The organism is Saccharothrix sp. BKS2, assembly GCF_047689505.1.
GTDB classification, from domain to species: Bacteria; Actinomycetota; Actinomycetes; order Mycobacteriales; family Pseudonocardiaceae; genus Actinosynnema; species Actinosynnema lopnurensis.
On the sequence record NZ_JAUQOL010000006.1, the window covers coordinates 359,925 to 375,516 of the forward strand.

The 15,592-nt window shown below is 73.8% G+C and carries 8 protein-coding genes; 3 read left to right on the forward strand and 5 right to left on the reverse strand.

The window, feature by feature from the left end; all coding sequences use genetic code 11:
- Window positions 1-2 precede the first annotated feature (2 nt).
- Both pulA and Q5530_RS15320 read right to left on the reverse strand, forming a co-directional pair.
- Window positions 3-5,525, reverse strand: coding sequence for a pullulanase-type alpha-1,6-glucosidase (gene pulA / locus Q5530_RS15315; RefSeq protein ID WP_415362867.1), 5,523 nt, complete (start codon window positions 5,523-5,525; stop codon window positions 3-5).
- A 187-nt stretch (window positions 5,526-5,712) separates the two neighbouring features.
- Window positions 5,713-7,761 carry a hypothetical protein gene (locus tag Q5530_RS15320; RefSeq protein WP_415362868.1) on the reverse strand — a complete coding sequence of 683 codons (2,049 nt, stop codon included), beginning with the start codon at window positions 7,759-7,761 and terminating at the stop codon, window positions 5,713-5,715.
- Between the two features lie 367 nt (window positions 7,762-8,128).
- On the opposite strand from Q5530_RS15320, the gene Q5530_RS15325 reads away from it, so the two are divergent.
- Both Q5530_RS15325 and Q5530_RS15330 read left to right on the forward strand, forming a co-directional pair.
- Entirely contained in the window at window positions 8,129-8,842 is a 714-nt protein-coding gene (locus Q5530_RS15325) for a DUF6218 family protein (RefSeq protein ID WP_415362869.1), read from the forward strand.
- Window positions 8,839-9,774 (forward strand): exonuclease domain-containing protein, encoded by a 936-nt coding sequence (locus tag Q5530_RS15330; protein WP_415362871.1) that lies wholly within the window; start codon window positions 8,839-8,841, stop codon window positions 9,772-9,774. Before Q5530_RS15325 ends, Q5530_RS15330 begins: the two co-directional genes overlap by 4 nt.
- 26 nt (window positions 9,775-9,800) lie before the next feature.
- Here Q5530_RS15330 and Q5530_RS15335 read toward each other — a convergent pair whose 3' ends face one another.
- From Q5530_RS15335 to Q5530_RS15345, 3 genes are all read right to left on the reverse strand, one after another.
- Window positions 9,801-10,151, reverse strand: coding sequence for a DUF4233 domain-containing protein (locus Q5530_RS15335; RefSeq protein WP_415363066.1), 351 nt, complete (start codon window positions 10,149-10,151; stop codon window positions 9,801-9,803).
- A 137-nt stretch (window positions 10,152-10,288) separates the two neighbouring features.
- The gene (gene folC / locus Q5530_RS15340; protein ID WP_415362872.1) at window positions 10,289-11,653 is read right to left on the reverse strand and encodes a bifunctional tetrahydrofolate synthase/dihydrofolate synthase; all 1,365 of its coding nucleotides are present in this window, start codon (window positions 11,651-11,653) and stop codon (window positions 10,289-10,291) included.
- A complete protein-coding gene (locus Q5530_RS15345) occupies window positions 11,650-14,295 on the reverse strand; it encodes a valine--tRNA ligase (protein WP_415362874.1) in 2,646 nt (881 codons plus the stop codon). Before Q5530_RS15345 ends, folC begins: the two co-directional genes overlap by 4 nt.
- A gap of 171 nt (window positions 14,296-14,466) precedes the next feature.
- Here Q5530_RS15345 and Q5530_RS15350 point away from each other — a divergent pair, with 171 nt between their 5' ends.
- Window positions 14,467-15,351: a hypothetical protein gene (locus Q5530_RS15350; RefSeq protein ID WP_415362875.1), complete on the forward strand. Its 885-nt coding sequence runs from the start codon at window positions 14,467-14,469 to the stop codon at window positions 15,349-15,351.
- The last annotated feature ends 241 nt before the right edge of the window (window positions 15,352-15,592 follow it).

Genomic DNA, 15,592 nt, shown 5'->3' on the forward strand with positions numbered 1-15,592 from the left:
CGCTAGCGGACGAGGACCACCACCGAGCGGGCGGGCACGCGCACCGAGCCGTCGGCCACGGTCGCCCGGTCACCGCTCAGCTCGTGGTTGCGCCAGGCCCCGGCGACGGTCACCGACTTCTCCACCGGGTACGGGTTCACCACCACGAGGATCCCGTCCAGGGCCGGGTCGACGTCCGGGCCCGCGGTGTCGTCGAGCAGCGCCGCCACCACGCCCGGCTCGGCCGCCGGGAACGACAGCTTCTGCTGCACCAGGGCCGCGTCGCCCAGCGTGAACAGCGGCGAGGACCGGCGGATCCGCAGCAGCTCCAGCGTGTTGTCCACGGCCGTCCGCATGTCCGCCGACGACGGCTTCAGCGAGGCGTCGGCCAGCAGCGGGGCCGCGTAGGGCCACTTGTCCTCGTTGTCCGCCGCCGGCGGCAGGCCGCGCCCGAACCCGTTGTCCCGCAGCGACGGGTCGTAGCGGTTGAACCAGTCGCCGGAGTCGTAGCTGTTGCGGTCCAGCGACTTCGAGCGCAGGAACTCCGCGCCCGCGTGCAGGAACGGCTGCCCCTGGCCCAGCAGCACCGGGGCCAGCGCCACCTTCTGCATCCGCACCCGGTCCGCCATGGACGTGCCGGCGGGCAGCTTGAACACCTGCGAGTCGAACAGCGTCTCGTTGTCGTGCGCGTCCACGTAGGTGATCACGTCGGCGGGCGAGCCCGCGTACCCGGCGGGCGAGCCGTTGTACGGCACGTCCCGGCCGCTGACGACGCCGCCGGAGGTCGAGTCGAACCGGTAGGACGCCATGTTGCCCGCCATGCCCAGCTTCACCAGGTCGGTGTAGTTGGCCAGCCGCGCGGCCACGTCGCCGTTGGCCGGCGAGCCGTTCGGGTCGCCCGCCAGGCCGGAGGCCAGGCCCTGCACCCCCGGGTCCTCGTCGAACGGGCCGCCGCCGCGCACCGCGTCGCGCAGCCGGTCGCTGAACGTGCCGATGCCGGTGCCCGCCAGGTTCGCCTGGGTGGCCTGCTCGAACCGGGCGTTGCCGGCGACCTCGCCGAAGTCCCAGCCCTCGCCGTAGACGCGGATGGCCGGGCCGTCCACGCCGTCGCGCTCGACGGTCAGCGCGTCCAGCGCCGCCCGCACGGCCAGGATGTTCGCCTTCGGGTGGTGGCCCATCAGGTCGAACCGGAACCCGTCGACCTTGTACGTCCTGGCCCAGCGCACCACCGAGTCCACCACGAGCTTGCCCATCATGGCGTTCTCGGTCGCGGTGTTCGAGCAGCACGTGGAGTCGGCCACCGTGCCGTCCGCGTTGAGCCGCTGGTAGTAGCCGGGCACCACCTTGTCCAGCACGGACGTCGCCGCGTCGCCGTGCGCGGCCGTGTGGTTGTAGACCACGTCCACGACCACGCGGTTGCCGTTGGCGTGCAGCGACCGCACCATCTCGCGGTACTGCCTCGACCGGGCCCAGCCGTCCTGCGCGTCGTCGGTGGCGTAGGAGCCCTCGGGCACGTCGTAGTGGAACGGGTCGTAGCCCCAGTTGAAGCCGTCCTTCGCGGCCGCCGCGGTCACGCACTCCTGCTGCGCCGGGGAGTCCGGCGGCGGCGCGGCCAGGTCGCAGGCCGGCTGCCGCTGGTCGGAGCGCTTCTCGGGGATGGTCGCGATGTCGAAGGTCGGCAGCAGGTGCACGGTGTCCAGCCCGGCCTCGGCGAGCTGCCGCAGGTGCGTCATGCCGGTCGACGACCGGTGCGTGAACGCCTTGTAGGTGCCCCGGTCCGCGGCGGGCACCGACTCGTCGCCGATGGAGAAGTCGCGGACGTGCAGCTCGGTGATGCCGTGCTCGGTCGGGTCTCCGCCGAGCCCGCGCGCCACCTCCCCGGCCCAGCCGTCGGGCATGGTGCGGGGGTCGCCGAGGTCGGCGAACTGCGAGTGGGTGGAGTCCACCGACAGCGCCACCGAGTACGGGTCGGTGACGGTCACCGCGCGCCCGGCGACGGTCACCTCGTACCGGTAGTAGCGGTCCTTCCAGTTCCCGGACGCCGACCAGGCGCCCGAGGCGTCGTCCCGCCGCAGGTCGACGACCCGGACCGGGTCGCCGGACGGCCGGTCGAACAGCTGGAGCCGCACCGACGACGCGGTGGGCGCCCACAGCCGCGCGGTGACCCGGTCGCCCTCGAACACGGGCCCGTAGGTCAGCTTCGCGGCCTCGGCGGCGTACCGGTCGTCCAGCACGCCGGCGATCTGCACGCCCGTGCGGTGCCGCAGGCCACCGCCCGGGTCGACGTGCACGGCGGACAGCCTGCCGCGCAGCGCCTCGTCGACCCGCGCGGTGTCGCGCACCCGGAACACCGGCATCCCGCGCAGGTGCGGGAACCCGTCCGGCACCGCCTCCTCGGTCGGCTCCAGCCGCAGCACCCTGCCGTCGTACTCCAGGCGATAGCCGTCGGAGGCCACCACGGGCACGTCCCACACGACCAGGTCCCTGGTCACCCAGACGGCCTTGGCCCTGCTCAGGTCGTCCTCCACGCCCTCTCCCCCGGACGGCGGCAGCACGTAGGAGATCGAACCGTCCGGCTTGGTCGAGCCGGAGACGTACCAGACCTCGTGGCCGGTGGCCGTGACGTCCAGGAACTGGTCCGCACCGGGGTCCTTGGCGTCACCCCGGTGGATGATGTTGCTCAACCCCGCCGCGCCGGGCTCCAGCGGCACCGACCAGTACGCGCCGAACCCGTCCGAGCCGTCCGGCACGCGCGACTGGTTCCAGCCGGGGCTGGGCTCCAGCGAGCCGGTCCAGTGGTAGAGGGTCCAGTCGGTGTAGTCGCCGTCGGGGCGGTGGTAGTGGATGACCGCGCGGTTCTCCGCCGCGGCCCGGCTCGCGTGCACCGCGCCGCCGTTCACCCAGGCCCGCCCGGCGGTGCGGCCGGTGGCCTCGACGGTCCCGCCGCGCACCACCGAGAACTCCACCGGCGAGGTGGTCGGGATGCTCGCCACTCCCCCGGTGAACGGGTGGTCGGTCGTGCCGACGCGGACCACCGCGCCGGCGGGGTCGCCCAGGTGCGTCACCACGGCCCGGCCGGTCGCGGCGACCTCGCTGGGGTGCACGGCCGCGTTCCCCTGCGCCAGCCACACCTGCGGCGTCGCGCTCGGGTCGACGAACCGGTCCCCGTCGGTGTCCTTCTCGTCGCCGCGGTGCGCGATGAGGCCGACCGAGCGGGCGCCCGGCTTCAGCTTCACCCAGGCGAACCGCCCGTACGGGGTCTCGCCGGCGAACGGCAGCGGCGCGTCCCACGTCGGCGCGCTCTCCACGTCGCCCCACACGTGCAGGCCCCACCCGTCGTAGTCGCCGTTCGGGCGGTTGTAGTGCACGACCAGCCAGTCCGAGGAGGAGGCGGTGGGCGGCTCCACCGGCGGCGCGGCGACCAGGCCGACCTTCGCGCCGTCCGCGCCGAGGGTGCCCCGGGCGTCCTTCGCCACCACCCGGACCTCGACCTCCCGGCCGACCGCCGCGCCCGGCAGGGACGCCAGGTCGGCGAACACCCGGTACGGCGCGGCGTCGTCGGTGCCGAGCACCTGCCAGTCGCGCTCGCCCGCCACCCGCGCGGCGAACGTGGCCTGCGCGTACGGCGAGGTGACGCCGTCGGCGCGCAGCTCGACCCGGTCGTCCAGCGCGGTTCCGGTCGACGGGACGACCAGGGTGGGCTCCGGCGCGGCGGCGCGCAGCGTGCCGGTGCCCCGCAGGACCAGCGCCGACAGCGCGGGCACGGTCACCCGCACCCGGCCGCCCACGGCGTTGACCTGCGAGCCAGCGCCCGGCCAGACGGGTCGGTAGCCGGTGCCGGAGGCGGGCACCTCGACGGTCGCGGGCGCGGTGCCCGCGTTGGCCACCACCAGGTGCTCCACCTGCTGGGCGCGGCCGGTGCGGCTGAACGCGATCACGTCGCCCTGCGCGAGCCGCAGCGCCTGGTTGCCGTCCTTCCACACGGGGTCGCGGTCGACGAACCGCGCCAGGTCGCGCAGCTGCCGGTAGAGCGGGTGGTCGGTGCGGAAGTTGTCGACCGCGCCGGTCCGGTCGCTGCCGACCAGGTCCTCGGCGGCGTACTCCGGGGTCTTCGAGGCGAACATGTCCTGGCGGGCCAGCTTGTCGCCGCCGCCACCCGCGAAGCCCTGCTCGTCGCCGTAGTAGACGACGGGGTTGCCGCGCCACAGGTACATCAGGGCGTTGCCGAGCTTGAGCCGCTCCAGCAGCTCGGCCTCGGGGACGCCGGGCCGGCCCTGCCGGACCATCCAGGCGATGCGGCCCATGTCGTGGTTGCCCAGGAACGTGGGCAGGGAGGAGGCGTTGGAGTCGGCGTCGGTGTACCGGTCGTCGTCCACCAGCACCCGCCCGAGCCGGTCCGCGCCGCCGCCGGACAGGAACGTCGCCGCGCCGCTCTGGAACGGGAAGTCCAGCGCCGCCTGCATCCCGCCCTCGGTGGTGTAGCGCGAGGTGGACGCGGGGTCGGCGTCGAAGACCTCGCCGAAGACGAAGAAGTCCCGCTTGCCGCGCATCTCCGCGTACCGCTTCACGTGCGGGGCCAGCGCCTGCCAGAACTCCATGTTGACGTGCTTGACGGTGTCCACGCGGTAGCCGTCGATGCCCAGGGTGTCGATCCAGCTGGTGAAGATCCGCTTCATGCCCCTGACCACGGTCGGGTGCTCGGTCATGAGGTCGTCCAGGCCGTGGAAGTCGCCGTACTCGGCGGACTCGCCGCTGAACGTCGAGTCGCCCCGGTTGTGGTAGAGCTGCGGGTCGTTGAGCCAGGCCGGGGTCTTCTCGCCCTTGACCACCGGCGTGTAGGGCGCGGTGAGCCGGGGGAAGTCCTCCTGCCCGGCGATCTCGGCGATGTCGACCGGGTTGCCCCGCTCGTCGAGGTAGGGCTCCGCGCCCGTGCTGACGTAGCCGTACTCGCCCTCGGCGTGGTCGATCAGGTCGGCGGTGTGGTTGGCGACGATGTCGAAGAAGACCTTGATGCCGCGCCGGTGCGCGTCCCGGATCAGCCGCCGCATGTCGTTGGTGGTGCCGAAGTGCGGGTCGAGCTGGGTGAAGTCGGTGGTCCAGTAGCCGTGGTAGCCGGCCGAGACGTCGTCGCCGGAGCCCTGCACCCAGCGGTTGCGGAACATGGGGGTCATCCAGATGGCGGTGACGCCCATGCCGTCGAGGTAGTCGAGCTCGCCCTGGAGGCCCTTGAGGTCGCCGCCGTGGTAGAAGCCCTTGTCGGCGGGGTCGAAGCCGCTCTTGAGCCGGTCGGCCTCGGTCGTGCCGCCCCGGTCGTTGGCCCGGTCGCCGTTGGCGAAGCGGTCGGGCATCACGAAGTAGAACCGCTCACCGGTCAGGTCGTCGCGCAGGGCGTCCTTGGCCAGCCGCCGGTCCCCGTCGCGCACGCCGGGCGCGAGGTCGGTGACCGCCCCCACGGCGAGCCGCTGCCCGGCGGGTGCGGCGGATATCGGCGGTGGTGTGAACGGCACCACGGCGAGTGCGATGAGCGCGGCGACGGCCCGACGCATCGCGACCTCCTTGTCGCAAGATCTTGCAAACCCCGCCCCGACGAGCGCCGGGGCGAGGTGCACCAAATCACGACAACAAGGGCGGAACAAGGCCCAGAAGGCTGCAACTCCTTGCAAGACCTTGCGGCACATCCGGTGGGGCCGGGTCCGGGCGCCCGACGAGGCCGCGGCGCCGCGGTGGGCCCGCTCAGGCGCCCGGCTTCGAGGCCGTCTCGGCGAGCCGGTCCTGGAGGGTGGCGTGGCGGAACTGGTAGACCGGGCCGACGGTGCGCAGGAGGTGGCGGGCGCGGGCGTCTTCGAGGAAGCGGCCCAGCCGCAACGGGGTGCCGAGGCCGACGTGGAGGTAGAGCTGGCTGACGGCGGTGACCCACGCCCTCGACGCCGAGAGGCCCAGCACGAGCACAGGTGCGAGCGCGGGGCCGACGTCGACCCCCAGCACGAGCCCGAGCCCCGCCACCCCCACGAGCCCCGCCAGCGACCCGAGCACGAGCCAGTAGACGAGGTCCCCCCGCCACGACCCGCTCGGGTGCGCGACCGCCGACGTGTCCTCGAACCTGAACCCGCGCATGACCGCGCCCACCAAACCGCTGCCCAACCCGAAGGTCAGCCCGAGGAGGACCCCGGAGGTCGGCCCGAAGAGAAGACCGACGAGAAGTCCGAAGAGGGCGCCCCGCAGGAGCCCGGACGCGAGGTTCCACCCCCACCGCGCCCGGCTCCGGGCGAAGCCGCCGAGGCGCACGGGCGAGTCGGCGTCGAGGCGCCCGAACAGGAACCCGCCCGCCAGCCCGCCCAGGGAACCGAAGGTGAACCCGGCCAGGGCCCCCTCCGGGAACCCGGAGGAGAACACCCCCGTCACCCCGCCGAGGATCGCACCCCCGACCCCGCCCACCAGCCCGTTCACCCCCGCGGTGAACCGGGCGCGGTGAGCGCGGGAGATCCAGTTGGGCACGTTCCACCAGATGAAGTCGCGCGTTCCCTCGTGGCGGAGCCTCAGCGCGACGAGGGTGAGGGTGTGGCGGGCGACGTCGGCGGTGTAGCGGGGCGGGGGTTCCCCGGGCCGGGGCGCGTAGGCGGTGGTGATCGCCTGGTCCAGCAGGTGGTGGGTGACGTGCCCGGGGGTGGGGAACCGGGTGGTGTCGAGCAGTTCGCCGACGGTGCCGGCGCCCGGCGGTCGGTGGGCGTCGCGCAGCAGCGTGACGGCCAGCGGGTTGTCCAGCGCGCGGACCACGGGGACGTCGGCGTTCCCGTGCAGCGCCTCCAGCACCGCCCGCCACGGCTCGGCCGGTGGATCGGGCAGGCCGTGCCGCAGGTAGGTGGCCGCGTCGGCGGGGGTGAGGGGTCGGAGCTCCAGGGCGACCGCGCCGGTGAGGACGCCGTCCCGGGCGGCGGCGACGAGTTCGGCCGTGCGGGTGAGCAGGACCAGCCGGAACAGGGCCTGGTCGCCGAGCGCGCGCAGCGCCGTGGGCCGGTGGTGCCCGGGGATCTCGTCCAGGCCGTCGAGGAACACCGCGATCCGGCCCGCGCCGAGCAGTTCGGCGGCGCGGCGCCGACCGTCGCGCCCGGACAGGACGGGGATCTCCGTCAGCTTCGCGGCCAGCCACTCCCGCACGGGTGTGGTCTCGGGGTCCCACCCGTGCAGGGTGAACAGCACGGGCACCGGCACCCGCGCGCGCTGCTCGGCGGGCACCTGCCGCCGGTGCTCCAGCGCGTCGAGCAGCAGCAGGACCGCCGCCGAGCTCTTGCCGCTGCCCGGTCCGCCGGCGAGGATGAGCCGCCCGGAGGCCAGGCCGCCGTAGACGCGGTGCAGGGTGCGGTGCGTGCCCTCCCGCAGCTGCGCCGTGGTGACCCGCTCCACGCCGGGCAGCGGGGCGAACGAGCGCGACGCCGTGGCGGCGGACGGCGGGCCGGCCACCGGTTCCCGGCTGCGCCGCCACCGGATCGGCAGCGGGGCCGGTTGCCGCAGACCGCGGTCGGCCGCCGCCTGCTCCCACTGGACGCGCACGGCCACCGCCAGCCTGTCGGTCAGCTCGTCGACGTCCGGCTCCGGGGTGGGCGCGAGCGACCTGAGCACCAGGTCGCCCACCACGATCACCAACCCGACCGCGGCCAGCACGAACTGCCCGTAACCACTGGCCTCCGCCCGGGGCGCGCCGTCCAGCGCGGTCACGGTGACGACCCACCAGCCCAGGCCCGCCACCACCAGGCCCCAGGCCACCACCACCAGCGCTCGTCGCACACGAGGACCATCGCGCACCCGGCGCCGGGTGTGACACTCCCCCCGGCGCGGGCCGGTCGACCGCCGCTCGCGGAACGCCCGGAATGCCCGCGACCGGGGAAAACCGGATACCGGTCATTGTCGTTCGGCCATCGGCTGCCGGGCCGTTCCCGGCAGTTGCCCATGGGGATTCGATCACGAAGAACCGAACAGGGATCACATTCCCCCGATCCGGGTCGATTTCGTCTTCACCGCGGCACGGGTATGATCAAAGGCGCCTTGTCGACACTCCGTGAAATGAACGACGCGCTACGGCGATGAACACCGTCCTGGGCGAAAGTCATCCGCACAGGCGGTGTCCCGAGCACGTCCAGTCGCAGGAGAGATGATGACCACCGAACCGCTGGAGCGCAGCTCGCTCGGCTCACTCGGTCTGCTCCCCACCCGAACCGGCGACGGCCGGACCATGGTCGGTCACGTGATCGTCTGCCGAGCCGGGTCCGGTGAGGACGACACCATCGCCCTCTGGCACCTCGACACCGAGGGCCTGCGGACCGGGGCGTGGGTGAAGCCCGCCGCGGTGGCCCTGGCCGATGCCGGGACCGCCCGGAGCCTGCTCGGCCTGTGCGAGCGGAAGGCCCTCCTCGCCTGGGGCCCGACCGGAGCGGTCACCGCGCTGCGGGCGCTGGAGGAGGTGGCCGGTGTCGCCCACACCGACCGGGGCGCCTGCGCCGTCACCATTCCCGAACTGCTCGCGGAAATCGCCGGGATCCGGGCCGCGTTCGCCAAACGCGTGGCCGAGGAGAAAGCGGTCAAGAAGAGCATCGTCGAACTGGAGTGGGCGATCGACCTGCCGGACCCGCTGCCGGCCACGGTCGAGCAGCTGGAGCGCCTCACCGGGTTCGGGGAGCTCGTCGCCCCCACCGAGGCGGCGACCGAAGCGCTGCGCATCAGCCGGTTGGGGGGGTGGGTGGTGCAGCGCTGGCGGGAAACCGCCGTCGCACTCGGTCGCGCCTACCTCCGCGCCACCTTCGGGCAACCCACCGTGCTGGCGCCCCGGTGGGAGTCACGCCTGGCCGACGCCTACGCGGGCCGGCGGTGAGGCCCCGGCCGAGGCCGGTCCGGGGGGCCGACCCCTCGCGGTCCGACGCCGCGTCCGACGCCGCCGACTGGGCCCGTGCGGTCCTCCGCGCCCCTGACGCGGTGGTGCTGGACACCGAGCTGACCGACTTCACGGGCCGCGTCATCGAAATCGCCGTGCTGGCCGTCGACGGCACCGTGCTGCTGAGCACCCTGGTCGACCCCGAGGGCGCGCCGATCAACCCCCGCGCGCAGCGCCAGCACGGCATCTCCGCAGCCGTGTTGGCCGGTGCGCCGACGATGGCCCGGGTGTGGCCGCGCCTGGAGGAGGTCCTGCGGGACCGGGCGGTGATCGCCTGGAACGCCCCTTTCGACCAGGCGCGGCTGCGCGCCGAACACGACCTGGTCATGGGCGGTGCGGCGCTGCCGAAGTGGTTGGAACGGCGGTGGGAGTGCGCGATGCGTCGGCACGCCGCCTGGGTCGGCGAGCCGAACAGCCGGGGCAGCGGGTACCGCAACCACAGGCTGGAGGGTGGGCACCGCGCCGAGGGCGACTGCCGGGCCGTGCTGGACCGGCTGCGGCAGATGGCGTCCGCGGTGCCGGGCGGGACGCGCCCCGCGGCGTCCACCGGCGGGGCGGGGCGGAACCCGGACCTGCACGCCATCCACGAGCTGTGGCCCCGGTTCCTGGGGGAGGTGCGCGGGCGCAGCCGGTCCGCCGAGGCGATGCTGACGAACGCGGAACCGCTCCTGGTCGCCGACCGCACCCTGGTGGTGCGCCACCCCTCCGCGCCGCTCAACCGCAGGCTCGCGCAGGGCAGGTGCGCGGCCACGCTCGACGAGGCCCTGTCCGCCGTGCTGGGGCACGGCTGGACCGTCCGGGTCCAACCGCACGACGCGCGGCAGCCGGGGACCACGACCCCGGTCCGGGCCGCCGAGCCGGGCGGTGCCTGAGGCACCCGGCGCGGACGCCGCGCGCCCTACCGCTGCTGGCTGGGCAGACGGCCCTCGGCCATCCGCTTCACCACGTCCCGCCGCAGCCAGAACAGGTACACCCACACCAGGCTGAACACCACGCCGATGATGCCCAGCGCCGTCATCGTGAACCACCCCGCGACCATCACCACGTGCAGCGCGACGATCACGTACGCGCTCCACGAGTGCTTCAGCAGCGCGCACGTGCCGAGGAACGCGATGATCAGGCCGAGCACCAGGTACCCGGTGCCGCTGCCGATGCCGCCGCCCAGGTTGGCCACCACCGGCAGCGCCAGGGCGACCACGATCGCCTCCAGGATCAGCGTGCCCGCCATGATGCCCCGGAAGCCCTTCATCGGGTCCTTCTTGGGCACCGCGGGCAGGGACCCCGCCGACGACGGGGACCCGGCGGGCCGGGACCCGGGCCGGGGCTCGGGCTGTGGCTCCGCGGGCTGTGGCTCCGCGGGCCGGGGCTCCACGGGCTGGGACTCGGTCATGAGGGCTCCTTGCCGAACAGGGCCCGCGCCTCGCCCGCGGTCACCACCGAACCGGTCACGACCACGCCGCCGCCGGAGACCGCGTCGCCGTCGTCGTTCTCCTCGGCCAGCCGGATCGCCTCCTCCAGCGCGTCGGGCAGGTGCGGCTGCACGAGCATCCGGTCCTCGCCGAAGATCGGGATCGCCACGCCCGCGAGCAGGTCGGGGTCCATCGCGCGGGGCGAGGAGTTCGCGGTCAGCACGACCTCCCGCACCACCGGCTCCAGCGCGGACAGGATGCCGACCGCGTCCTTGTCGTCCATCACGCCGACCACGGCGACCAGCTTGCGGAAGCCGAACTCCTCGTCCAGCGCCTTGGCCAGCGCCTCCGCGCCGTGCGGGTTGTGCGCCGCGTCGACCAGCACGGTCGGCGCCGAGCGCACCCGCTCCAGCCGCCCCGGCGAGGTCACCCCGGCGAACGCCTCGCGCACCGCCTCCACGTCCAGCTGCCGATCGGCGCCGGCGCCGAAGAACGCCTCCACCGCGGCCAGCGCCAGCACCGCGTTCGCCGCCTGGTGGGCGCCGTGCAGCGGCAGGAACACGTCGTCGTAGACGCCGCCCAGGCCCTGGAGCCTCATCACCTGCCCGCCCACCGCGACGTCGCGCTGGAGCACGCCGAACTCCGCGCCCAGCCGCGCCACCGCGGCGTCCACCTCGGCGCAGCGCCGCAGCAGGACCTGCTCCACCTCGGGCTCCTGCCGCGCGAGCACGGCGACCGCGCCGGGCTTGATGATCCCGGCCTTCTCCGCCGCGATGCCCGCGAGGTCGCCGCCCAGGTACTCGACGTGGTCGAGCCCGATGGGCGTGATCACCGCGATCCGGCCGTCGGCGACGTTCGTGGCGTCCCAGGAGCCGCCCATGCCGACCTCGACCACGGCCGCGTCCACCGGGGCGTCCGCGAACGCGGCGAACGCCATGCCGGTGAGCACCTCGAACTTGCTCATCGGCACCTCGTTGCGGCCGTCCACGATCGCCACGTACGGCTCGACGTCCCGGTAGACCTCGGCGTAGCGCCCGGGGGTGATCGGCGCGCCGTCCACGCTGATCCGCTCGGTGGCCAGCTGGAGGTGCGGGCTGGTGTACCGGCCGGTGCGCAGGCCGATGCGCGTGAGCAGCGCGTCGACCATGCGCGAGGTGGACGTCTTGCCGTTCGTGCCGCCGACGTGCAGCACCGGGTAGGAGCCCTGGGGGTCGCCGAGCAGGTCGACCAGCTGCCGGATCCGGGTGAGGCTCGGCTCCAGCTTCGTCTCCGGCCAGCGGGTGTTCAGCTCCGACTCGACCTGGCGCAGCTCCTCCAGGTCCCCCGTCCCGAAGCCGGTCACGACCGCGCGTCCGGGCTCTGGGGGAACGTGTCGAGGCGGGCGTGGATGCGGTCGATCTCGGCGTTGGCCGCGGCGAGCCGCCCCTGGATCTTGGCCACCACGTCGGCGGGCGCCTTGGCCAGGAACGACTCGTTGCCGAGCTTGCCCTCGCACTGGGCGCGTTCCTTCTCGGCCACCGCGAGGTCCTTGGCCAGGCGCTTGCGCTCGGCCACCACGTCGACCGCGCCGGACAGGTCCAGCTCGACCTTCACCGTCCCCTTGGGCAGGCCCACGTCCAGCGACACCGACGCCGCGAACGCCTCGCCGGGCTCGGTCATCCGGGTCAGCGCCCGCACCGCGGGCACCTGGTCGACCAGGTCCACGCAGCACGCGCCGCGCACCTCGCCCTCGACCCGCTGACCGGGCTTGAGGCCCTGGTCGGAGCGGAACCGGCGGATCTCGGTGACCAGCTTCTTCAGGCTCTCGACCCGCTGCGCGGCCACCTCGTCGGGCGCGGCGCCGGTCGGCTGCGGCCACGCCGCGACCACCACCGACTCACGGCCGGTCAGGGTCGTCCAGAGCACCTCGGTGATGAACGGCGTCAGCGGGTGCAGCAGCCGCAGCACCACGTCGAGCACGTGGCCGAGCACCGCCCGGGTGGACTCGGCGCGGTCGCCGCCCTCGCCCAGCTGGACCTTGGCCAGCTCCAGGTACCAGTCGCAGAACTCGTCCCAGGTGAAGTGGTAGAGCGCCTCGCTGAGCTTGGCGAACTGGTAGCCCTCGAAGTGCCGGTCCACGTCGGAGGTGAGCCGGTCGAGCAGGTCGAGGATCCAGCGGTCGGCGTCGGTCAGCTCCTCGCGCGGGGGCAGCGGGCGCTCCACCGTCGCGCCGTTGCCCATCGCGAACCGGGCGGCGTTCCACAGCTTCGTGGTGAAGTTGCGGGAACCCGCCGCCCACTCCTCGGCGATGGCCATGTCCGAGCCGGGGTTCGCGCCGCGCAGCAGCGTGAACCGGGTGGCGTCGGCGCCGTAGGAGTCCATCCAGTCCAGCGGGTCGATGCCGTTGCCGCGCGACTTCGACATCTTCTTGCCGTGCTGGTCGCGGATGAGTCCGTGCAGGTACACGTGGTCGAACGGCTGCCTGCCGTCCATCGCGTACAGGCCGAACATCATCATCCGGACGACCCAGAAGAACAGGATGTCGTAGCCGGTGGACAGCACCGAGGTCGGGTAGAACTTCGCCAGGTCCGCGGTCTGCGCGGGCCAGCCCAGCGTGGAGAACGGCCACAGGCCGGACGAGAACCACGTGTCCAGCACGTCCTCGTCCTGCACCCAGCCCTCGCCGGGCGGCTCGTCGTCCGGGCCGACGCACATCACCTTGTCGTTCGGGCCGTACCAGACCGGGATGCGGTGGCCCCACCACAGCTGGCGCGAGATGCACCAGTCGTTGAGGTTGTCGACCCAGTCGAAGTAGCGCTTGGCCAGCTCCGGCGGGTGGATCGTGGTGCGGCCGTCGCGCACGGCCGCGGACGCCGCCTCGGCCAGCGGCGCGACCTTGACCCACCACTGCATGGACAGGCGCGGCTCGATGACCGTGTCGCACCGGGAGCAGTGGCCGACGGCGTGCCGGTAGGGGCGCTTCTCGGACACGATCCGGCCCTGCTCGCGCAGCGCGGCGACGACCGCGGGGCGCGCCTCGAACCGGTCCAGGCCCTCGAACGGGCCCTTGACCGTGATCACGCCGCGGCCGTCCATCACGGTCAGCGCGGGCAGGTCGTGGCGCCGGCCGATCTCGAAGTCGTTCGGGTCGTGCGCCGGGGTCACCTTGACCGCGCCGGTGCCGAACTCCGGGTCCACGTGCTCGTCGGCCACGACCGGCACGAACCGGCCGGTCAGCGGCACCTCGACCTCGGTGTCGATCAGGTGCCGGTAGCGCGGGTCCTCCGGGTGCACCGCGACCGCGGTGTCGCCCAGCATGGTCTCGGCGCGGGTGGTGGCCACCACGATGGAGCGGTCGCCCGAGCCGTAGCGGATCGAGACCAGCTCGCCGTCGTCCTCGGAGTGGTCGACCTCGATGTCCGACAGCGCGGTCTGGCACCGCGGGCACCAGTTGATGATGCGCTCGGCGCGGTAGATCAGGCCGTCGTCGAAGAGCTTCTTGAAGATCGTCTGGACGGCCTGGGACAGCACCTCGTCCATGGTGAAGCGCAGCCGCGACCAGTCGACGCCGTCGCCGAGGCGGCGCATCTGGCCCAGGATCGTGCCGCCGACCTCCTCGCGCCACTCCCAGACCCGCTCGACGAACTTCTCGCGGCCCAGGTCGTGGCGGGACTTGCCCTCGCTCGCCAGGGCGCGCTCGACCGCGGTCTGGGTCGCGATGCCCGCGTGGTCGGTGCCGGGCAGCCACAGCACCTCGTAGCCCTGCATCCGGCGGCGGCGGGTCAGCGCGTCCATGACGCTGTGGTTGAGGGCGTGGCCCATGTGCAGGCTGCCGTTGACGTTCGGCGGGGGCAGCACGATGGTGAACGGCGGCTTGTCGCTGTTCGCGTCCGCCGTGAAGTAGCCGCGCTCCACCCACCGCTCGTACAGGCCGGCCTCTACCTCGGCCGGGTTCCACGCCGGCGGGAGTTCTGAGCGCTGCGGTGCGGTGGGGGTCTCGGTCACGCTCGAAGTCTACGGAGGTACGGGTATCGACTTCTAACCAGATACCTGGTAGCGCCCCTGACGTGTGATGCTGTCGTGCGGCAGGAGGCCGGCGCCGGCGGTCCCGGGTCCGGTGGACCCGGGGACGGCCCGGCGAGGGGCGCGCGTCGAGGTGATCGGGAGATCGGCGTAGTGGACGAGTACCGCATCGAGGACCACCCGGACCTGCGGGACGGCGGGTGGGCGCGGGACGCCGTGCGGCGGGCGGAGCGGGGTGCCCGGCTGCGGCGGGTGCGCTCGTGGCGCCCCCGGCCGAGGGTCCTGGGCGGCCTGGCCATCGTCGTGGCGGCGGTGCTGCTGGCGTGGGCGGTGTTCGCCACCCGGTCCGACGAGCCGGCCGCGTTCGACCCGGACGAGCCGTTCGCGGGCACGACCGCGACGGCCTGGGCGGACGGCGCGGAGGGGGTCGTGCCGCCGGTGGCGGAACCGGTCGGCGGGTTCGGCGCCGAGCAGGTCGCCGACGCCTACGCGCGGGTGCGGCAGGCGGTGGTGACGGCGCGGCTGGACCGGCGGGTGGTGGCCGAGCACGACCTGGAGCCGCTGTTCGCGCTGTTCGCGCCGGACCTGAGGGACTCGCTGCGCACCCTGTTCGACGGGCGCAACGACGGCGAGGCGGCGCTGGTGGCCACGCGCGCGGACCGGGGCGCGCGGCTGTCGGGGGCCGAGCCGAAGGTGCGCGGCGAGATGGTCGCCGAGGCGGGTCCGGCGGGCGAACTGGTGGTGCGGACCGACTACACGATCGCCTACGCGTTCGACACCGACCGCCCCGAGGCGGTGCGCGGGCCGCTGGACGCGGTGGCCGTGGCCCGGTTCCGGGTGCGGTACGCGGTGCGCTCGGGCTCGCCCGGCGTCGAGGGGCTGTGGGCCGACGACTCCGCCGGCACGCTGCACTCGATCGCGTGCTCGGCCGCGAAGCGCGGCTACCTCGCCCCGGCCCTGGCGGAGCCGGACCTCCCGCCGGGACTGGACTTCGACGTCGCGGTGCCCTCGTCCCCGACCGACGGCTGCCCAGATTGAAGGGGCGGCTGAAGCGGGGTGGCCGAAGCGGGACGGCGCGGGTCCGGCGAGGTCACCCGTTCGGCCGATTCGCCGGGTAGTGGCGCCGCTCACAATTGACGTTGATCAGCAGTTCGTCGCAGGTGAGGGCGCCGGATCCACGGGCCGGACAACCCCTTGGGGCCCGTGGGCAGCGGCCGTGCGCCGGCCTGCCCCGAGCGGTCGATCGGGGAGACCGCCGGCGTACTCGCGCGGGGTGCGC

Bases quoted from the DNA above. Each gene is read 5' to 3' on its own strand.
- pulA (WP_415362867.1), bottom strand. From the start codon at position 5,525: ATGCGTCGGGCCGTCGCCGCGCTCATCGCACTCGCCGTGGTGCCGTTC.
- Q5530_RS15335 (WP_415363066.1), bottom strand. From the start codon at position 10,151: ATGAAGGGCTTCCGGGGCATCATGGCGGGCACGCTGATCCTGGAGGCG.
- Q5530_RS15325 (WP_415362869.1), top strand. From the start codon at position 8,129: ATGACCACCGAACCGCTGGAGCGCAGCTCGCTCGGCTCACTCGGTCTG.